This window comes from Pantoea sp. JK, from assembly GCF_026130245.1.
Classification (GTDB): domain Bacteria; phylum Pseudomonadota; class Gammaproteobacteria; order Enterobacterales; family Enterobacteriaceae; genus Pantoea; species Pantoea trifolii.
Genome location: NZ_JAINFN010000003.1, coordinates 519,048 through 540,004, shown reverse-complemented (window position 1 = coordinate 540,004; position 20,957 = coordinate 519,048). Strand labels below are relative to the sequence as shown.

The following is a 20,957-nucleotide window of genomic DNA, read 5'->3' as shown; positions in this document are numbered from 1 at the left end:
CACTGTGCAGCCATCGATGCATTAGTGATCGTAGCGAAAACGGAATTTTTCTTGTTCATTGGCCGCTTTTTCCAGGATCCACTGACGAAAGGCGGCTATTTTACCCAGTTCTGCCTGGCTGTCATGACAAACCAGATAAAAAGCATTTTTACTGACTAATACGTCATTAAAAGGACACACCAGGCGACCGGCTTCAATTTCACTCTGCGCCATCACATTATTTGCCAGCGCTACGCCCTGACCATGTATCGCCGCCTGCAGCACCATCGCGCTGTGGCTGAAGATCGGGCCCTGTTGCACATTAATGTGCTGCAATCCCAGCTGGCGCGTATAAGATTGCCAGTCGCGGCGCGATGCATCATGCAGCAGCGTGCAGTGCGCCAAATCAGCCGGTGATTTGAGCGGATTGTCGCCGGTCAGCAACATTGGTGAGCAGACCGGCAGCAAATATTCGGCATACAATTTCTCAACCCGCAGACCTGGCCAATTGCCGCGACCGTAGAAAATCGCCACGTCAACATCATCCGCCAGTTTCTCCTCATCACGGTCCACCGCCTGGATACGCACGTCGATGCCCGGATAAGCCATATTAAAGCTGGAAAGGCGAGGCACCAGCCACTGAATGGCGAAACTCGGCAGCAAACTGACGGTCAGCGCACCTTTGGCGCTGCGCGCCTGCAACTTGCGTGTCGCATCATTTAGGGCGGAGAAAATCTCCTTGATGTCTAAGTAGTAGCTTTGACCTTCTTCTGTCAGTAAAAGCGAACGATTCCTCCGGCGAAACAGCTTTAAACCTAAGAAATCTTCCAGAGATTTGATCTGATGGCTGACAGCAGCCTGGGTAACAAACAGCTCTTCAGCGGCTTTGGTGAAGCTTAAATGACGGGCAGCAGCATCGAAGACGCGTAAAGCATTGAGCGGCGGAAGGCGTTTAGACATGGTTTTCCGTATCCGGATTGACAAGGTAATACTTCAACTTATACAAAGTCGCTACGTATTAGTTTTTTTAATCCGAGACATTATAATTTGTCCGTTGAGGAAGCTCCAGCAAATACCTATAGTTGCCGCACTTCCTGAGCCGGAACGAAAAGATTTCTGGAAACGTGCGAGAGATCGCAGACTTTTGGAGAGCTTTTGGCTTGTGGTCGTGATGTTGTGTTTGCATTTTGATCTGCCGCTTGCAGATCAAGCTTTTAATTCCTGTAGATTTACCCTGTCTGTCCATAGTGATTTTAAATAGCACCGCAAATTGCGGTGCTTTTTTTTGCCTAATTACTGCCCCATCTCTACCATCTCTTTGACGTCAGAGCGGTTAATCTGCTGCTTGTTGCCATTGGCATCCTGATAGCTGATCATACCGGTTTCATCATCAACTTTAGGTTTGCCGTCGGCGACGATGGTGCGACCATCATTAGTGTGCATCACGTAATTGCTGGAACATGCGGACAGGGTAAAGGCCAGAGTACATACGGCCAGCACTGCGGTGAGTTTATTCATCTTATTTCTCCTTGCAGATTGATTGCATTAAACCACCCGCATGCGCTCACCAAAGGTAGCGCCAGTGAAATCGACTGTGAATAGCGACGCGTTATGCGGGTTTCGGTTCAAACCTTGCAATAATTAGCATAACGCGCTTTTCCAGCTTTGCCAGGCAACGGGCCAGCTTTCAGCCTGGTCCTAATATGATTAACAGTGGGCTGAGTATGACCATTTTTTCCCCAGGCGCCTTCCGCCAGCAGTTCCCCGCAATGAGCGATGCCGGTATCTACCTCGATAGCGCGGCCACTGCGCTCAAGCCGCAGGCGGTGATCGACGCAACTGCACAGTTCTACAGCTTAAGCGCGGGCACCGTGCATCGTAGCCAGTTCGCTGCCGCTCGCGCATTAACCGAAAAGTACGAACAGGCGCGCGGTTTAGTGGCGCGCTGGCTCAATGCTGCGGACGATCGGCAGATTGTCTGGACGCGCGGTACCACCGAAGCGATCAATCTGGTGGCGAACAGCTGGCTGGCGCCGCGACTGCAGGCTGGCGATGAAATCGTAGTTAGCGAAGCCGAACATCACGCCAATCTGGTGCCGTGGCTAATGGTGGCAAAAGCGGCGGGCGCGAAAGTAGTGAAATGGCCGCTGGGCGCCGATCGTCTACCGGATATCGCGCAGTTGCCGGCATTGCTCAATTCACGCACCCGATTGTTAGCCGTTGGCCAGATGTCGAACGTCACCGGCGGCTGTCCGGATCTGGCGCAGGCGATCCGTTTAGCCCATGACGTCGGCGCCAAAGTGATGGTAGATGGCGCACAAGGCGTGGTGCATTGTCCGCCGGATGTGCAGGCGCTGGATATTGATTTTTATGCTTTTTCCGGCCATAAGCTTTACGGCCCGATGGGCATTGGCGTGCTGTATGGCAAGGCGGAATTGTTGGAAGCGATGGATCCATGGCAAGGCGGCGGCAAAATGCTGACGCAGGTCGATTTTAACGGTTTCACGCCGCAGCCAGTGCCGTGGCGTTTTGAGGCCGGAACGCCAAACGTTGCGGGCGTGGTGGGTTTGAGTGCCGCGCTGGAGTGGCTGGCGCAACATGATGGCAAAAAGGCTGAAATGTGGAGCCAGCAGCTTGCCAGCCTGGCTGAAGAGCAGTTGAGCGAGATCCCGGGTTTTCGCAGCTTCCGCTGTGGCAATGCCAGCCTGCTGGCGTTTGATATTGCCGGCATTCATCACAGCGACATCGTCACGCTGCTCGCCGAGCACGGCATCGCGTTACGCGCCGGACAGCACTGCGCGCAGCCGCTGATGGCGGCGCTTGGCGTAACCGGCACGCTGCGCGTCTCGTTCGCCCCCTATAATAATTTGCAGGACGTGGATGCGCTGGTGCGCGCCATGCGCCATGCCGTCGATTTACTGAGTGAATAAGCCCATGACATCAACTCTGCTCGCCCCGCATCCGTTCGGCGATCTGATCACCGCAGCCAGCCTGACGGAAAAGTTCACCCATTTTCATCAGTGGGAAGATCGCTATCGTCAGTTGATCCAGCTCAGCCGCCAGCTGCCTGCGTTAGCCGAAGAGCTAAAGACGGCGGATATCGAGCTTACAGGCTGTGAAAATCGCGTGTGGCTCAGCTGCCAGCTGTTGAACGACGGCACGCTGCACTTTTATGGCGACAGTGAAGGACGCATCGTGCGTGGATTGCTGGCGGTGTTACTAACGGCGGTGGAAGGCAAAACGCCAGCCGACTTGCTACAGCAAGATCCGCTGGCGTTGTTTGATACGTTAGGGCTGCGTGCGCAGCTGAGTGCGTCGCGCAGCAGCGGCTTACAGGCGCTGGCGGATGCGGTGCAACGCGCTGCACGTCAGCACACTCAGGCCGTTTGACGCGCCGCTTTCGCCAGAAACTTCTTCAACGCGTGAGAAACCGCCACAAACCCGAAAGTGGCGGTCACCATGGTCGCCGCGCCGAATCCGGCGGCACAATCCATCCGTTTCGGCCCTTCGGCGGTGGAGCGTGAAGTGCACACGCTGCCGTCCGGCTGCGGATACATCAGTGCTTCCGTTGAGAACACGCAGTCGATGCCGAGCTTGCCTTTGCTGTTCTTCACCACGCCGAAATCCCCTTTCAATCTCTCACGCAGCTTAGCCGCCAGCGGATCCTGAATGGTTTTCGCCAGATCGCTAACCTGGATCTGTGTGGGATCGATCTGGCCGCCCGCGCCGCCGGTGGTAATCAGCGGGATCTTGTTGCGACGACACCAGGCAATCAACGCAGCTTTGGGCCGCACGCTATCAATCGCATCAATCACGAAGTCGAACCCCGCCGATAACTGTTCGGCGGTATTCTCCGGCGTGATGAAGTCATCGATACAGATCACTTCGCATTCCGGATTGATGGCGCGCATACGTTCCGCCATCACTTCGGTTTTCGCCTGGCCCACTTTGCCCTGCAGCGCATGGATCTGGCGGTTGGTATTGGTGATACAGACATCGTCCATATCAATCAGGGTGATTTTACCGATGCCGGTGCGCGCTAACGCTTCCGCCGCCCACGATCCCACACCGCCAATACCAATCACGCAAAAATGCGCATCGGCAAAACGCTGTAGCGCGTCCTGCCCATAAAGACGCGCCGTGCCGCCAAAACGTTGTCGCCAGGCGTCGCTGACTACTGTCATAACCAAACCTTTCCGCTAAAACGGGACATTAATTAGAACCTAACAGCAGCGAACCGTTGTTGCCATTTTGTGGGTTGCTAAACACCGGCTGACCGGTGCCCGGCGCGGCTTTCAGCACCCAGACGCGGCCATAGTGGTTGTAGAAACCGGCCAGATGCGCCGCATCGGGGCCAACGCCCTGATAGATATCGAAGTGCTGGCCTTTAATCGCGCCGCCCACGTCCAACGCCACCATCAGGCGCATCTCATATTTGCCATTGAACTTGCCCTTCTCGTTCAGCTGCGGCACTTCCGCTAACAGCACGGTTCCGGCTGGAATCAGTGAACGATCGGAGGCAACAGAGGCTTTGGCAATTAGCGGTACCGCGCTGGCACCGCGCACCGGCACATACTCTTCCGGTTTAAAGAAGACGAAGGATTGGTTGGTTTCCAGCACCGAACGCACTTCCTGTGGCGAATGCTCTTGCGCCCACTGGCGAATCGCCTGCATCGACATATCTTCGCGCTTCACTTCACCGCGATCGATCAGCTCTTTACCAATGCTGTGGTAAGCCCAGCCATTTTTGCCGCCGTAGCCAAAGAAGCGCAGCGGACGGCCATCGCCAAAATCAACGTAGCCGCTGCCCTGCACATCCATCATGAAGTTATCGATCAGCGAGTTGCTGTAAGCAATGATGTAGCGATCGTCGAGCCCGCCGCTATATATAGAAGCGCGACTCGGCAGCTTCTGTCCGCGCGGACGCGGCGGCATACGATAAATCGGATACTGGAACTCGCCCTGACGGGTATAACGCGCTTCCACGACCGGCGTGTAGTAGCCGGTAAATTGCACGTTACCGTAATTGTCGGTGCCTTCCATCTGGTAGGCATTCAAACCAAACTGATTAAGCTGACGCGTATCGGCGCCGGACAGCAGCCAGTTTTGCACTGCGCTGTAGGTGCCGTTGTTGCGCCCAAACAGGCCAGAAGAGGCGTTTTGAATCTGCACCACCTGATCGCCAAAGTCTTTACCGTTCACCGGACGCCCTTTGGCATTCGGCTGATTGACCAACCCGAGCGGTTGCTCCAGCTTGCCATCAATATATTGTTGACCGCGGTCGGTCGGTTTGGAACTACAGCCCGCTAACAGCGCGATAAATGCGCCAGTAAGTGCATACTTCGCCCAATGTCCTTTCATAACCTTCTCTTTTTATCGATTGTTTGCCCGGCGAAGATAGCAAAGGGACAGAGAGATTGAAATCTGCCCTAAGCGGTCACGCTCACATCTGTACAATAATTCACCCGATGGCGAGTTTATTCATCAACTGACTGTAAATTTGGCGTTTTGTCTCAAAAAGGGGTTGCATCGCCGCGCGTCCAGAGTATAGTGCGCATCCACGGACGCGGGGTGGAGCAGCCTGGTAGCTCGTCGGGCTCATAACCCGAAGGTCGTCGGTTCAAATCCGGCCCCCGCAACCAATTCTTCTTAAATGAAGAGACAATGTGAAGTGTCGTGTAACGCGTCAGTCGGACGCGGGGTGGAGCAGCCTGGTAGCTCGTCGGGCTCATAACCCGAAGGTCGTCGGTTCAAATCCGGCCCCCGCAACCAATTGTCTTAAGAAGAATACAATGTGAAAAGTCGCTTAATGCGACAGACGGACGCGGGGTGGAGCAGCCTGGTAGCTCGTCGGGCTCATAACCCGAAGGTCGTCGGTTCGAATCCGGCCCCCGCAACCAATCATTTAAACACCTTAACGGGTGTTTTTTTGTTTCTGGCGTTCAAAAAAAGCGGCATTGCTGCCGCCCTCCTCAGCGATGTGCCAGCGCCGCACCTTTATCAAAATACGCTTTAATCCCATGCAGAATCGCCTCGGCCACCTGATGCTGATAGCGCGACGTGCGCAGCTTGCGCTCCTCTTCGACATTACTGATAAACGCGGTTTCCACCAGAATCGAGGGAATATCCGGCGCTTTCAGTACGGCAAATCCGGCTTGATCGACCGTGCGCTTGTGCAGGTGGTTGATATGTCCCATGCGCGAAAGTACCTCTTTGCCAAACTTCAGGCTGTCGCTGATGGTTTGCCGCTGCACCATGTCAAACATGGTGTGGTCGAGATAGCGATCGCCGCTCATGCTGACGCCGCCAATCAAATCGGCCTCATTCTGCGTTTGGGCGAGGAAGCGCGCTGCCGCTGAAGTTGCGCCGCTGGTTGAGAGCGCAAACACCGATGAACCGCGCGCGGCGCGACTGGTGAAGGCATCAGCGTGGATCGAGATAAACAGATCCGCACGCTGCTTACGCGCTTTCGCCACGCGAACGCGCAGCGGGATGAACACATCCTCATTGCGCGTCATGTAGGCTTTCATGTTGCGCTCTTTGTCGATCAGCGCCTTCAGATAGCGACCAATCTTCAGCACGATATCTTTCTCACGCGTTTTGTATTTGCCATGCGCGCCAGGATCTTCACCGCCATGTCCGGGATCGATCATGATAATAATCGGGCGATCGCGCCCCGCTTTCCCCGGCAGCGCCGCCTGCACCGGCTGATCGCGCTCAAGATCGCCCTGATTGTAATCCTGCAGTAATGCCAGTAGCGGATCCTCTTCCCGTGATTGCTGATTAGGATAGAGATCGACCACTAAGCGATGCTTGATGCCCGCCACCGGCGCCAGGGTGAAGGTCTTAGGTGCCGTGCTGCGCTTCAGTTCCAGTACAAGGCGTACCGTGTTGGCGTCAAACTGACCCACGCGTGCCGTTTTGATGAAGGGATCGTCCACGCGCACCAACTTATCGACCCCTTTCAGGACCGGATTGATGTGCATATTTTCAACATCAATAACCAGACGATCGGGATGACTCAGCGTGAACTGCTTGTACTTAAGGGGAACGTTCGATTCCAGTGTAACGCGGGAGTAAGTCGATGATGGCCAGATGCGCACCGCCACAATGTGCTGACTGGCAGCCAGCCCGGTGCGCGTGACGCTCAGCATGAATAGTGCGCCTGCGCCCTGTAATAATCGTCGTCGTGTGAAAGCTTCGGACATGCCGCTCCAACTACTGTGTTATGTCTAAAAAATCGTCACTTGATGGCAAGAAAGTGAAAACTTTGTTCGATGAGAATTGTCTTGTCTTGCCGGAAAACCCAGATAATGCAGGCTGTTAGCGCGTGTTGCATCAGGAAAATCGTAAAGTAACGTCAGGCCCGGCGCTTGCAATAAGGGGCAAAAGAGCATAAAAATACGAAAATTACGAATAAACATGCACAGAGGGCTTTGCCGTGAAGGAACGCAGTACAGAACTGGTTCAGGGTTTTCGCCATACCGTTCCCTATATAAATACCCATCGTGACAAGACCTTTGTCATCATGTTGGGTGGCGAGGCCATCGAGCATGAGAACTTCTCAAGCATCGTTAATGACATCGGTTTGCTGCATAGCCTCGGCATTCGCCTGGTGGTGGTTTATGGTGCGCGTCCGCAGATTGACGCCAGCATGGCCCAGCAACAGCTGGAACCGATTTACCACAAACACACCCGCGTGACCGATGCGCAGTCCCTTGAGCTGGTAAAGCAAGCCGCAGGTCGTTTACAGCTGGATATCACCGCGCGTCTGTCGATGAGCCTAAACAACACGCCGCTGCAAGGTGCGCATATTAATGTGGTGAGCGGCAACTTCATCATCGCGCAGCCGCTGGGCGTGGACGATGGCGTTGATTACTGCCACAGCGGCCGTATTCGTCGTATTGATGAGGAAGCGATTCATCGTCAGCTGGACAACGACGCGATTGTACTGCTCGGTCCGGTGGCGGTTTCTGTGACCGGTGAGAGTTTTAACCTGACGTCAGAAGAAGTGGCGACGCAGCTGGCGATCAAATTGAAAGCCGAGAAGATGATTGGTTTCTGCTCTGAACAGGGCGTGACCAATCGCGAAGGCACGATTATTTCTGAACTGTTCCCGAACGAAGCCCAGGCGCGCATTGACGAGATGGAAAGCGACGGCGATTTCCTTTCTGGCACCGTGCGTTTCTTGCGTGGTGCGGTAAAAGCCTGCCGCAGCGGCGTGCGTCGCAGCCACCTGATTAGCTATCAGGAAGATGGTGCGTTGCTGCAAGAGCTGTTCTCGCGCGACGGTATCGGTACCCAGATTGTGATGGAGTCGGCCGAGCAGATTCGTCGCGCCAACATCAACGATATCGGCGGTATTCTTGAACTGATTCGCCCGCTGGAGCAGCAAGGGATTCTGGTGCGTCGTTCCCGCGAGCAGCTGGAGATGGAGATTGATAAGTTCACCATTATTCAGCGCGATAACCTGACCATCGCCTGCGCCGCGCTCTATCCGTTCCCGGATGAGCAGATTGGCGAGATGGCTTGTGTGGCAGTGCATCCGGATTACCGTAGTTCGTCGCGTGGCGAACTGTTGCTGGATCGCGTGGCGTTACAGGCGCGTCAGATGGGGCTGAAGAAGCTGTTTGTGTTAACCACGCGCAGCATTCACTGGTTCCAGGAGCGTGGCTTTACGCCGGTGGATATTGAGTCGCTGCCTGAGAGCAAGAAGCAGATGTATAACTATCAGCGCCGTTCAAAAGTGCTGATGGCGGATTTGGGTTAAGTGCGGTTGGTGTGATTGGTCGCCATGAATGGCGACCCTACTAAAACCGTTCATATCGGCCATACGAAACCATTCCCGTAGGGTCGGCATTAATGCCGACCTTGTCCATCACCGCACCAGCTTTACTCACCGCTCAACCGCTCCAGCAAACCGCTGCGTCGCTGGGTACGCAACTGCACAGCACGGCGGAACACGCTGTCATCGCTATACAACGTCAGCTGCTTACGTGCGCGGGTAATCGCGGTGTAAATCAGTTCGCGCGTTAACACTGGCAGAAACTGCGCCGGCATCACCAGCGCCGTATGATCAAACTCCGAACCCTGCGATTTATGTACCGTCATCGCCCACGCGGTATCGTGCGTCGGCAATCGGCTCGGCTGCACCGCTTTAATGCTGCCATCCGGCAACGGGAAGAACACTTTCAGCAGACCTTCCTCATCAAACAGCGTAATGCCGATATCGCCGTTAAACAGGCCCAGCGCGCTGTCGTTGCGTGTCACCATCACCGGACGTCCCTGATACCAGCGACTGCCGCCGGTTGGACGACGAATCAGCTGCAGCTGCATCAGCTTCTGCTCAATACGCTGGTTCAATCCCTGCACGCCAAACGGCCCTTCACGCAGCGCGCACAGCAGCTGATATCGGCCAAATGCCGCGATAATCTCTGCAGGATCAGCGCGTTGGCTAATAAGTTTCAGGAATGGCTGATAACCGGCAGCAATCTCCGTCAGCATCGCCTGATACGCATCCGCATCCTGTAAAGGTTGACGGGTGATATCGCTGAAACCGGCCTGGAACACAGCTTCAACCGCCTTTACATCACCGGCGTTAACCGCTGCGGCCAGTTGGCCAATGCCGGAGTTGGCGTCAAAGCGGTAGCTTTTACGCAGCAGGCAAATCGCGTCGCGCACGGCGGGCGCGCTGCTGTCATCGTTACCCGCTACTTCACTGCCGGTGAGCGCACTCAGCTGCGCAGCACGCATCGGGCTGTATCCGGCTTCGGCACAACGACAGATGTCACCGAGCACCGCGCCCGCTTCCACCGACGCCAGCTGATCGCGATCGCCAAGAAATATCACGCGCGCCTGCGCTGGCAATGCCGCAATCAGGTTCGCCATCATGCCGAGATCGACCATTGAGGCTTCATCCACCACCAGCACATCCAGATGCAGCGGATTCCCGGCGTGATAGCGCAGGCGCTGCGTTTCCGGCTGCGCGCCTAACAAGCGGTGCAGCGTGGTGGCATCGGCTGGAAAGCGCTGCCGCTCCGCCTCGCTCACCGGCAGCTTTTGCAGCGCCTTGCCCAGCGATTCGGTGAGACGCGCCGCCGCTTTACCGGTTGGTGCAGCCAACTGAATACGTAACGCGCCTTCACTGAGACGGATCAGCGCCGCCAGCAGTTTTGCCACCGTGGTGGTTTTGCCGGTGCCGGGACCGCCCGAGATCACCGCAGTTTTCTGCGTCAGCGCCACCGCAGCCGCAATCTTCTGCCAGTTATCCGGCTCGATGCCAAACAGCTGATCCAGCACTAGCCGCACCTCTTCAGCCGCAAAAGCTTGTGATGTTGGTTGAGTCTGGAAGAAACGCGCCACCTGCCCTTCGTTGTGCCAAAGACGATGCAGATAGAGACGATCTTCGCTCAGCACGATGGGCGCTGCTTGCTCGCTGCGACTCAGCGCCGACCAGCCGCTTAAAATTGCAGCCCAATCCTGCGGTTCGCCTGCCGCTTGCCAGATGGCCTGCGCCAGCTCCGCATGACGCCCTTTAAACAGGTTGTCACGGCTTAGCTGTGATAACGGCAAACAGACATGCCCATCTCCCGCCTCCGCGCTGAGGCACGCTGCCAGCAGCAAACGCGCCGGTTGCTCGTCGTCGGCCAGCAGTTGAGCGAACTGGACATCCAGCGAGCGCAGCAAACGCAGCTCAGCCGCCTGTGCTAAAAGCGCGGTCATACCGCTCATGCTGTCGCTCCCGGCCCGCGAAACAGGCTATCCAGTTGTGAAACAAAATCGAAAGTCGGGCGGGTGTGGAACACACCGTTGTCTGGCGAACTGCCGTCCATGCCACGCAGGAACAGATAAAACACACCGCCGAAATGCTGCTCATAATCGTAATCCGGCACGCGATGTTGTAAATAGCGGTGCAGCGCCAGCGTGTAGAGTTGGTACTGCAAATCGTAGCGGTGGTCGATCATCGCCTGCGCCATGGCCTGCGGCGTGTAAGCCTCATGGCTGTCGCCGAGCCAGTTGGATTTATAATCCAGCAGGTAATATTTGCCCTGCCAGCGGAAAACCAGATCGATAAAGCCTTTCAGCATGCCCTGCACCTGACGAAAATCGAGCGGCGGAGCCTGTGCCGATAACGCATCCTGAGAAATTAACGCGCTCAGTTCGTGCGCGGTCAGCACGTTGTCAATCGGTAGATAGAACGCCATCTCTACCAAACGATCGCTGCTCTGCACCTGTGCCAGATGAATGCCCTGCGCGTTGAGCGGCGTGCTCAATACACGCGTAATCCACGCGCTGAGCATCGGCTGCCAGTGCAGCGGATAGCCGTTTTGCTGCAGATGTTGCGCCAGCTTCTCTTCAGAAGGCGGCTGCGGGAAATCCAGCGATTCGAACAGCTCGTGTAAAAATGTTCCCGGCGCAGCACCGCGCGGGAAATGATGTGGCGTGAGCGCTGCTTCCTCTTCCTCTTCACGCTCCTCTTCGCCTGCCGCTTCGACATCAAAATTCGGCATCACCTCAAGCAGACGATGAGCACTGTGCTGCTGCAAACCGGAGTAACTGGTGACGCGCCACGGATCGGCCAGCACGCGCGTTACGGATCGCGCGCCCAATTCGCTATCGGCGATAGCCTCAACCTGCCAGCGCTCGGCTTGCATATCTACTGCCAGCACCACATCGGTGCCCGCCGCGTCCATGTCATGCAGTAACGCACCGAGCTGTTCGGCCGTCGCCGCTTCGCCGCGCTGCAACAGAAAACCGAGCGCGCTTTTATGCAAATCGCTCTCGCCCTCTTTCTTGCGTGTGCCGCGAAACAGCGGTGCCACGCCGACGCTGCAGTGATAGATCGAACGGGTCAATGCCACGTAAAGCAGGCGTAAATCCTCCGCCAGACGCTCCTGTTCGGCCAGCGCCAGACTCTCCTCGTCGGCTTGCAGATCCAGCACCGCGTCAAAGTTCTCACGATCGTGATAGAGCGCGGTATCGGCCTCGCGGAAACCGGCGGCAAACGGCAGCCACACTAACGGATATTGCAGGCCTTTAGATTTGTGGATGGTGACGATCTGCACCAGATGGCGATCGCTCTCCAGACGCAGCTGCTGGCTGGCAGACTGGCTGTCCGGACGCGCGATCTGCTGTGCCAGATGGCGCACCAGCGCATGCGGGCTATCCAGTTGTGCAGCCGCTTCCTGCAGCAGTTCGCCCAGATGCAGTAAATCTGTCAGACGACGCTCACCGTTCTCCGAGGCCAGCAGATTTTCCGCCAGCTGGCGCTCCAGCATCATTTCGCGCAGCATCGGCAAGACGCCACGCTGCTGCCACACCAGCTGCCAGCGGGCAAAGGTATCCACCAGTTCATCCCAACCGCGCGCATCCTGATCCAGCGCATCCAGCTGCGAGGCATCAAAAGCAAACAGCGAGGTTGCCAGCGCGGTGCGCAGCATACGCTCCTGCTCCGGCGCCAGTACTGCCTGCAACAGCCATAACAGCTCACGCGCTTCCGGCGTGGTGTAAACGCTGTCGCGATTCGACAGGTAAACCGATGGAATGCCCAGCAGATTGAGTGCTTCGCGAATCAGGTTGGCTTCGTTACGGCTGCGCACCAGCACGGTGATGTCAGAGGCTTGTACCGGCCGCAAAGTGGGCGCTTTGCCCAGCATCGCGCGCTGCTGCTGCCCGGCCTGCAACCAGCGACTAATATCGGCTGCACACTGCTGCGCCATACGTTGCTGATAATCGCCAACGCTGCAGCCTTCGCCTGGTTGTAGCCAGAAGCGTAACGCCGCTTGCTCAACCTGATCGATGCTAAGAGACAACGGCTGGTTTGGTGGTGCGAACTGCACCGGCTGGAACGGGATCTCCGCAAACAGGAAGGGCGCGTCGAGGCGTGCAAACAGTTGATTAACGCTATTGACCATCGCTGGCGACGAGCGCCAGTTGGTGTCCAGCGTGTAGTGCGCACTGACTTCGCTGCGCGCGCGGATATAGGTAAAAATATCCGCGCCACGAAACGCGTAAATCGCCTGTTTGGGATCGCCAATCAGCAGCAGCGCATGCGCTGGCTGATTGATGTAAAGCGTGCGGAAGATGCGGTATTGCAGCGGATCGGTGTCCTGAAACTCATCTATCAGTGCCACCGGGAAACGCTGGCGAATCGCCTGCGCCAGCTGCTCACCGCTCGGCTGTTGCAGGGCTTCGTCGAGGCGGCTCAGCAAATCATCAAAGCCTAACAGCGCCTGATGACGTTTCTCTTTGCGCACCGCAGCGCGCACCTCGACCAGCGCGCGCGCAATCACCAGATCGCGCAGCGACAGCGGCTGGGCAAGGAAACTGTCGATGGCGTCAAACAGGGTGTGATGCGGCGGATTGCCCTTTTTGGTCTTCTCTTCAAGCATGCGCTGACCGAAGCGCGCCAGTTCGGCAGGCACCTGATAATCACGCGTTTCGCTCTGCGCCCAGGAGCTGACTTTGTTGACCCAGACCGGCAAATTTTTGCTGCTGTAGCTGCGCTTATCCACATCAGATTGCCCCACCAGCGTCAGCACCTCTTCACCCACCGCCAGCCATTGCGCTTTCATGGCGGCGATACGCGCCAGGTTTTCGCTGTGGCGTGAAGCTAGAGTTTCACTGTCAGCAGGCGGCAGGCGCAGGCTGGGCGATTCGCCCTGCAACCACGGACGCAAAGTGGAAAGCAACTGCTCTGGGCCGCTCCATTCACTGACAATTACCCGCGCAACATCCAGCGTCAGCGGATAGCAGTGACGACGCCAGAAATCGGCGGTCGCTTGGCGCAGCAGCAGCTGTTCATCCTCAATCAGCTGTTGTTCAAACAGCATGCCGGACTCAAAGGCGTTGAGATTCAGCATGCGCTGGCAGAAGCCGTGGATGGTGAAAATGGCGGCTTCATCCATCTGACGTTCGGCGGCCAGCAGCAGCGAGGCGGCATCGGCGGGTTGCGGGATCTCTTGCAGCAGCTGCATCAGCATCGGATTGCTGCTAATGCCGCGCAGGCAGGCTAACCGCAGCTCGTGGATGTTGGCGCGAATACGCCCGCGCAGTTCAGCGGTAGCGGCCTCGGTAAAGGTTACCACCAGAATCTCTTCTACCGACAGCGGACGCGAATAAGCATGTTGTCCGCCCAATCCCAGCAGCAGCCGCAGATAGAGCAGCCCGATGGTAAAGGTTTTACCGGTCCCGGCGGAGGCCTCAATCAGACGCTCACCGCGCAGCGGCAGCGTCAGAGGATTGAGCGATTCAGGTAGCAGACTCATTGCGTGTCACTCTTCACGGGCAACGATTGCTGCAGTTTCTGGACCTCATCCCATGTGGTCCAGCCCGGCAGTTGCGCGTAGTCATCTTTGGTCGCGCCATCATGGCTGCCGCCAATCTGCGAAATCATCGCCATGCCTGTTTTTGCTAATACCGCCTGATGGAAGAAGTCGGCCAGACCGGCTGGTGTTAGCTGCTGGATTTGCTCAATCGCCTTTTCACGCGTATCGAAAGCAAAGTTCTGACGTTTAAAGTCACGGTTAAAGCGGTTCGCCTCTTCATCCAGCGTTTGCGGGCGCTGCTTCATATCGTTAATTAGCGCCTGCTGATACTGGGCAAAATCTTCCGCTTTCATGCTGCGCAGACGCTGTTCCGCCTGCGGATAAAACGCCTGGAAGCGTTGCAGTAAAAACGCCGGCTGCTTGCTGTTACTTTGCAGCAGGAAACCGATGCCCCATTGCCGACCAATCGGCATCTGATACGCAAACACCGCGTAGCCGAGCTGCTCTTCGGTACGCAACTGGTTGTAGAACCAGGGTTGGACGATCTGGCTCAGCATGGTGCTGTTGGCCATGCTTTGATATTCGCTGAAGCCCAACGGCACATACAGTGCGGCCAGCGCCGAATCGGTGCTACTGCCGGCTTTTTGCAGGTTGGCCTTCATCGCTTTATCCACCGACACATAATCACTGTGCCAGTAGCCGTGACCATCGCTCTGCAACTGCTGCTGCAGCTCATCGCCGAGCTGTTTCACGCGATCGGCAGAGAGATTGCCCACCACCATCATTTCCGGCGTTGCATGATGAATCAGCGCATCGCGGTAATCGGTGACCTCTTTCAGCGTGATGTCCTTCACCAGTTTGCGGCGCGTTTCACGCTGGGTGTAAGGCAGCTGCGACAACATCTGCATCGGCTGAATCGCCTGCTCAAACGCTTTGCCCTTCTCTGCTGCCTCCAGTCGATCCAGATACCAGGATTTGGCCTGCTCCAGCTGCTGCTGATCCGGCGTAAAGGTGGCGTAACCTTCCACCAGCTTCTTCAGCAATTCCGGAAGACGTTGGGTAAAACCGCTGGCGCTAAACACGATGCCATCATCTTCCCCGGTGGAGAAACTGATGCCGCCAACCGAGGCCTGCGAATTCAGTTCATCCAGCGCCAGGCTAGAGAGATAGTCATTCAAGCCAAACAGCACCTGCTGGCGCGCATCGCTAATCGCGGATTTGTTACGCAGCGCCAGGGTGATAGCGGCTTTCGGTTCGCTGGCAAACAGCTGACTTGGCATCCAGTAAATACGCATGCTGTCGCCATTGGTCAGTGCGACCGGATGATCGTAGGTTTTGCCATCGGCAGGAATGATGGAGAAATCCGACGGAATGTAGGGATTCAGCGTGGGCATCGACAGCTGGAGCTGTGCGGCGCGTTGCTGCCAGTCGCTGAATTGGGCCTCGCTGATTTTGTCCACCTGATAGGGCGCATTCACAAAGTAGGCCTCTTTGTTATGCGGCTCCTGCGGGCTGATGTACCAGATACGCGCGTTCTGCGGCGTCATCTCATCGAGACGCGTTTTGATTGCGGCGGGATCGAACTGATCTGCCAGATACGGCGCATCCAGCGTGTGTTCAACCGGCACCCGCAGCATGGTATCCACCAGCCACTCAATGTAATCCATATCGCGGGTAATCGATGGATAACGGAAATCCAGCGCCAGCACGTGGGAGACTTCATCGAAGTACGCTTTACTGATGCCTTTGCTGCGCAGCATATCGAGGTAGCTAAACACCGCAGCGACCACTTCATCGCGCTGCGCCAGACCTTTGTCGGTTAACGAGACGCTGATAGCGAAGACGCCGCTGTTGCGCTCGGTCATTGGGTCAGCACCTGCACTGACGCCATCCGCCAGCCCCTGCTTTTGCAGCCAGTCGTTGAGGGTGTTTTTGCTGCGATTGCCGAGAATGTAGCTGATCAGCGTATCGGTTTTACTGCGGAACTGGCCGCTGTTGTTCGGGATACGGAACTCAATTTTTAACTGCTTGCGCGGCTGCGCGGGCACGTAATGGATAATGATGCCCTTCTGCGCGTCGGTCACCACCGGCACGTCAATCTCTGGCACGGTGGTCTGATGATTAGCCACACGACCAAAGGTTTTTGCCGCAATGTCGGCCATCTCGGGTAGCGGTTTGTTGCTGTAGATCACCGCCTTCATCAGATTGGCGGAATAATGGCTGTGATAAAAATCGGTCAGCGCCTGATGTAATTTGCTGTCCGGCTTGTCACTTAACGTATCGAGGTTGCCGCCGGAATAGCGCGAACCCGGATGCGCAGGGTTAAGGGTTTCTGCGCCCACCTGCGCCATGCGCAAGCCATCGCGAGAGCGAGCCATGGTCAGTTCTGCGTTGACCGCATGGCGCTCACGGTCGGCATTAACCGGATCGAGCAACGGTTCAGCAATCGCATCAGCCAGACGATCGACTGCTGGCTGCAGCGCACTGTTTTCCACTTCCAGATAGAACGCCGTGCGATACGACGCGGTGCTGGCATTGTGGCTGCCGCCATTCTTTTTCAGGAATTCGGCGAGATTATCAGGCTGCGGATAACGCTTTGATCCCATCAACACCATGTGTTCGAGATAGTGCGCCAAACCCAGTTGCTGATTAGGATCGTCCAGCGAACCAATCGGTAAGGTCAGCGCCGCCAGTGATTTAGGCGCTTCGGCATCCGAGACCAGCAGCACGGTCATGCCGTTGTTTAATGTAATCGCCTGGTAACTGCGTGGATCGTGATCGCTTTTACGAATGGTGTCATTGATGGGTTGCCAGCCGCGATCGGTATCGGCAAAGGCATTCAGCGCTAACGTGCTCAGCAGCAGCGCTCCAATCCAGCGTGCGTAAATCCGCATTTAAACCCCTTACGTTACCCTTTTCCGCTTGCTGTGTGCCCAGCGGTGAAATAGACAAACTTTCTTATCGTGTCAGGAACAACCTCAAACGAGGCCGTATTCCCTTGCTATTCATCATTTTGATGCGCCAGGCGCACCGGCAAATACCATTGGCGTGCGGCGGCAGTTATCGCCTGCACGGCATCATCATCCAATGAGCGACTCAGGCGCTGCAGATAGGGATCGCTGCCCTCGCCTTCCACCTGGAAACCACCCTGCCAGGCTTGCAGCAATTTGTTAAGTGCCTTTTTCTGCGTTGCTTCATCTTCCAGCAACTGCTGCGACTTGCTATCAAAGCTGGCTTCCAACCAGGCGCCGCCGGATTTATTCAGCAGCATCAGCGGCTGGACTAATCCGGCCTGATAACCCACAACATACTCATTCAGCAGCGACAGCGCCTGTTCAGCAGGCAGCGCCGCGAAGCGCCAGTGACTCTGTTTACGACCGTACATGCGGCTTTCACCGCTGCCGCCCAATGCGCAATACACCAGATGTTCCAGCCATAACAGCAGGCCATCATTCATGTTGAGCACGCCCGGACGCCAGCGCAGCAGGCCATCAGCTTGCACCTGCGTTAGCCAGCCGGTCAATTGCACTGCGCCGAGCGCCAGATTGATTTCCCAACTTTCGGCGGGCTGGCGTTGACCGCTCACCTCGACTGCCACTTCCAGCATCTCTTCGGTCTGGCTCTGCCAGAAAAGTTCCCCGAACGCGCCGTAAGGCAGATTGCCTGCCGCGCGATGGCGCGCATACAGTTGCGCCGGATCGTCACCGTTGACCAGCGTATTCAGTAATTGGGCGTTGATTTGGTAGCGTTCGAGGCTATCAGGCGCGAACGGTTCGCTGTCGGGCAGTTCGCTCTCTTCCATCCAGAAGGCCACACCCAAGCGCTGCTGGAACCAGGCGCGCACCGGATGACGCCAGAAGCGCAGCAGTTGCTCCAGCGACAAGGTTTCTAACGGTGCAGGCGGCAAAGGCTGTACAAAATCCGGCTGTGCCACGCCGCTGCCGCTGGCCGCTGGCAGCCACTCCGCAGCAAAGCTTTGCCCGTGTACGCCCGGCTGGAAGTTCTCTGCGGCAAACGGCATGCGGCTGTGCAGCTTTTGCAGATGGTCGCGCACGCGTTGCTCACTGATATCGGGTTCAAGTGCTTCATCCCCCGGCAGACGGAAGCTTTGTCCCAGATAATCCACCAGCTCGCTCACTAATACCGATGGATAGCGCTCCGTGTTGTCCTGAATCGCCCGGCCAATGTAGCTGATATAGAGCTGCTGCTGCGCCGAGATCAGCGCTTCGAGGAACAGATAGCGGTCATCGTCGCGGCGGCTACGGTCGCCTTTGCGCATCTGTTGCTGCATCAGGTCGAAACCAAGCGGCGCTAAGGTGCGCGGATAGACGCCATCGTTCATGCCCAGCAAACACACGACTTTGAAGGGAATGGAACGCATCGGCATCAGCGTACAGAAGTTGATGGGTCCAGCGAGAAAACGTTGGCTGATGCGCTGTTGATCGAGGCGTGAACGCAGCTCATCACGCAGCAGCGTAACCGGAATTGGCTGTTGATACGCCGCCTGCATGCCCTGTTCGATAATCTGTTTCCACTGCGTTTCCACCAGCAGTAGCGCGGCTTCACTTTCGGCGTCTCCGCTAAAGAAGCACTCAATCAGCTCACGGCACAGCGGCTGCCACTCTGCCAGCGTGCGTTCTTCTGCCAGACGCGCACGCCACTCTTCCAGTCGCGATAGCAGTTCAGCCAGATGACCCGCCAGTTCAGCGATCAAACCACTGGATTCGTCATACGGCAGGATCCCTTGCCAGTCACCGTTGCGGCTCTCCAGCGCATAGCCGAGCAGCATGCGCTGCAAGCCGAAGCGCCAGGTGTGTTGCCCGGTTACCGGCAGCGCCAGCGCTTCCACGCTGGCATCATCCAATCCCCAGCGAATGCCGGACTCCATCACCCAACGGCGCAGCAGTCGCAGCCCGCTTTCATCTACCGAGAAGCGCTGTGCCAGCGCGGGAACCTCAAGCAGCGCCAGCACATCTTCGGAGGCAAAGCGACTTTCAGGCAGCGACAGCAAGCTGAGCAGCGCCAGAATCGCCGGATGCGCCTGACTGGCGCGGCGGTCGGAAATGGCGAACGGCAAATAGCGTTCGCTCGGCGCGCTGGCAAAAGCTGCCTGAATAAAAGGGGCGTAACTGTCGATATCCGCCACCATCACGATGATGTCGCGCGGCTTGAGTTCGGGATTGGCTTCCATCAGCGTGAGCAGATGATCTTGCAGCACTTCAACTTCACGCTGGGCGCTGTGGCACACCTGCAGCGTGATCGAGCGATCTTCCGGATCAAGCAGGCGTTTCTCGGCGCTGTTCGCCAGTTCTCCCGCATTAAGGCCAATGACCGCTCTATCGTCCAGATTGAGCAGATCCGCTTGCAAGCTGTGCAGCAGATTGTCTTGTGGCATCTCAACGAAGGCATCAATGTCGTTGGCAGCGGATTCCATCTGGCTCAGCAGAAACAGATTATCGCGCCCCAGTTTGCCCCATGATGCCAGCAGCGGATTGGTTAGCTGCTGCTCGCCGATGTCGTTAAACAATGCCGGCGCGCTGGCTGGATCGCGGAACAGCGGCTGCAGCTCGTCCGATTGTATGCGGCGACGCTGGCGGCTTTGCAGCTTCGCCAGAAAAGCATAATCCTGAATGTCGCCCCAATAGTGACGGCAGGGGTTGGTGAACAGCAGATGGATATCAATGTGCCGACCCAGCGCTTCCAGTGCCTGCAGATAGACCGGAGGCAGCGCGGAAATACCGCAAATAAACACGCGTTGCGGCAAGCCTGCCGGCGGCGTTTGCGCCTGTTCCAGCTTTTGGATGAAGCGCGCATAGAGATTGGCGCGATGCCACATCGGCTGACCCAGGCTTTCGGTGAAGTTGACCAGATCGCACCACAGCGGCGCCTGCCACTGCTGCGATTCGCCCAAGCCATCAATCAGTTCACCGCGCTCCCAGCTGTTGAGCCAGTCCGAGCGATACACCAGATATTGGTCAAACAGGTCAGCAACACGGGCGCTGAGCTGATACAGCTTGCGCTTATCGTCATCATCATTGAGGTAGTGACGCAGCGGCTGGAATGCGTCCTGCTCCAGCAAAGTTGGCAAGCGATGCATCAGCTTCCAGCTCATGCTGGCTTTGGTAAAGGCGCTCTCTTCAGGAATATCGGGCAGCACCTTGACGAACATGTTCCAGATGAAGCTGGCAGGCAGCGGGAAATCGATGTTGGCGGCAATGCCGAAACTGTTAGCCAGCTCCATTTGCAGCCACTGCGCCATGCCTGGGCTTTGTACCAGCACCTGCTCAGCCGCCAGCGGGTCGGCCAGCGGTTGATTTTCAATCAGAATTCCTGCCAGATTCTTCAACAGATCAAGCTGATTTGAGTGATAGACCCGGAACATATTTCTCCTAAACACAAGACAACAACGCAGCCGAGCCACTCTACCGTTTATCACCTGCGATGCCTACCGCTAGTGGCAATTGAGCTGCGCCAGTGAGGCGGAACGCTGCTGTGGACCCGTAACCGTCACGCGCTCCAGCGTACAGCCGCCCGCCAGGCTCTGCTGCTGGCGCTGATTCTGCCATCCCTCAACCTCACGTCCAAGCAACGCCTGACCGGCAACACGCCACGCCTGTCGCTGCTGCCACTGCTGGCTAAAACCCAGCGCCAGCGCGCGATGATATTGCAGCAAGGTGCTGATGGTCATCGCCAACAACAGCATCGCCACCA

13 protein-coding genes and 3 tRNA genes are annotated in these 20,957 nt (G+C 56.8%); 6 read left to right on the top strand and 10 right to left on the bottom strand.

The window, feature by feature from the left end; all coding sequences use genetic code 11:
- Positions 1-21: 21 nt before the first annotated feature.
- Together PanJK_RS09950 and PanJK_RS09945 are read right to left on the bottom strand one after the other, a co-directional pair.
- Complete coding sequence (locus tag PanJK_RS09950) at positions 22-939, bottom strand: transcriptional regulator GcvA (RefSeq protein WP_008109573.1); 918 nt, start codon at positions 937-939, stop codon at positions 22-24.
- A 333-nt stretch (positions 940-1,272) separates the two neighbouring features.
- Complete coding sequence (locus PanJK_RS09945; RefSeq protein WP_008109575.1) at positions 1,273-1,497, bottom strand: YgdI/YgdR family lipoprotein; 225 nt, start codon at positions 1,495-1,497, stop codon at positions 1,273-1,275.
- Between the two features lie 206 nt (positions 1,498-1,703).
- Here PanJK_RS09945 and csdA point away from each other — a divergent pair, with 206 nt between their 5' ends.
- Positions 1,704-2,909: a cysteine desulfurase CsdA gene (csdA, locus tag PanJK_RS09940; protein ID WP_265299345.1), complete on the top strand. Its 1,206-nt coding sequence runs from the start codon at positions 1,704-1,706 to the stop codon at positions 2,907-2,909.
- A gap of 4 nt (positions 2,910-2,913) precedes the next feature.
- Positions 2,914-3,369, top strand: a complete 456-nt coding sequence (gene csdE / locus PanJK_RS09935; protein WP_265299344.1) for a cysteine desulfurase sulfur acceptor subunit CsdE — start codon at positions 2,914-2,916, stop codon at positions 3,367-3,369.
- Here csdE and tcdA read toward each other — a convergent pair.
- Both tcdA and mltA read right to left on the bottom strand, forming a co-directional pair.
- Positions 3,357-4,163: a tRNA cyclic N6-threonylcarbamoyladenosine(37) synthase TcdA gene (tcdA, locus tag PanJK_RS09930; RefSeq protein ID WP_265299343.1), complete on the bottom strand. Its 807-nt coding sequence runs from the start codon at positions 4,161-4,163 to the stop codon at positions 3,357-3,359. The two genes, csdE and tcdA, sit on opposite strands and share 13 nt — an antisense overlap.
- Positions 4,164-4,191: 28 nt before the next feature.
- Complete coding sequence (mltA, locus tag PanJK_RS09925; RefSeq protein WP_265299342.1) at positions 4,192-5,340, bottom strand: murein transglycosylase A; 1,149 nt, start codon at positions 5,338-5,340, stop codon at positions 4,192-4,194.
- A 204-nt stretch (positions 5,341-5,544) separates the two neighbouring features.
- On the opposite strand from mltA, the gene PanJK_RS09920 reads away from it, so the two are divergent.
- The 3 genes from PanJK_RS09920 to PanJK_RS09910 all read left to right on the top strand — a co-directional run bounded on the left by PanJK_RS09920 (position 5,545) and on the right by PanJK_RS09910 (position 5,879).
- Positions 5,545-5,621: transfer RNA gene (locus tag PanJK_RS09920), tRNA-Met, on the top strand.
- Between the two features lie 53 nt (positions 5,622-5,674).
- Positions 5,675-5,751 (top strand) — tRNA-Met (locus PanJK_RS09915).
- Between the two features lie 51 nt (positions 5,752-5,802).
- A tRNA-Met gene (locus tag PanJK_RS09910) sits at positions 5,803-5,879 on the top strand.
- A 72-nt stretch (positions 5,880-5,951) separates the two neighbouring features.
- Here the strand turns inward: PanJK_RS09910 and amiC are convergent.
- The gene (amiC, locus tag PanJK_RS09905; protein ID WP_265299341.1) at positions 5,952-7,187 is read right to left on the bottom strand and encodes an N-acetylmuramoyl-L-alanine amidase AmiC; all 1,236 of its coding nucleotides are present in this window, start codon (positions 7,185-7,187) and stop codon (positions 5,952-5,954) included.
- Positions 7,188-7,420: 233 nt separating this feature from the next.
- On the opposite strand from amiC, the gene argA reads away from it, so the two are divergent.
- Positions 7,421-8,749 carry an amino-acid N-acetyltransferase gene (gene argA / locus PanJK_RS09900; protein ID WP_265299340.1) on the top strand — a complete coding sequence of 443 codons (1,329 nt, stop codon included), beginning with the start codon at positions 7,421-7,423 and terminating at the stop codon, positions 8,747-8,749.
- A gap of 122 nt (positions 8,750-8,871) precedes the next feature.
- On the opposite strand, the gene recD is transcribed toward argA, so the two are convergent.
- The 5 genes from recD to PanJK_RS09875 form a co-directional block, all read right to left on the bottom strand.
- Positions 8,872-10,710, bottom strand: coding sequence for an exodeoxyribonuclease V subunit alpha (gene recD / locus PanJK_RS09895; protein ID WP_256697252.1), 1,839 nt, complete (start codon positions 10,708-10,710; stop codon positions 8,872-8,874).
- The gene (gene recB / locus PanJK_RS09890; RefSeq protein WP_265299339.1) at positions 10,707-14,246 is read right to left on the bottom strand and encodes an exodeoxyribonuclease V subunit beta; all 3,540 of its coding nucleotides are present in this window, start codon (positions 14,244-14,246) and stop codon (positions 10,707-10,709) included. Before recB ends, recD begins: the two co-directional genes overlap by 4 nt.
- Positions 14,243-17,140 carry a pitrilysin gene (gene ptrA / locus PanJK_RS09885; RefSeq protein WP_265299338.1) on the bottom strand — a complete coding sequence of 966 codons (2,898 nt, stop codon included), beginning with the start codon at positions 17,138-17,140 and terminating at the stop codon, positions 14,243-14,245. Before ptrA ends, recB begins: the two co-directional genes overlap by 4 nt.
- A gap of 107 nt (positions 17,141-17,247) precedes the next feature.
- Positions 17,248-20,628 (bottom strand): exodeoxyribonuclease V subunit gamma, encoded by a 3,381-nt coding sequence (recC, locus tag PanJK_RS09880; protein ID WP_265299337.1) that lies wholly within the window; start codon positions 20,626-20,628, stop codon positions 17,248-17,250.
- A 69-nt stretch (positions 20,629-20,697) separates the two neighbouring features.
- Positions 20,698-20,955: a prepilin-type N-terminal cleavage/methylation domain-containing protein gene (locus PanJK_RS09875; protein ID WP_265299336.1), complete on the bottom strand. Its 258-nt coding sequence runs from the start codon at positions 20,953-20,955 to the stop codon at positions 20,698-20,700.
- Positions 20,956-20,957 lie beyond the last annotated feature (2 nt).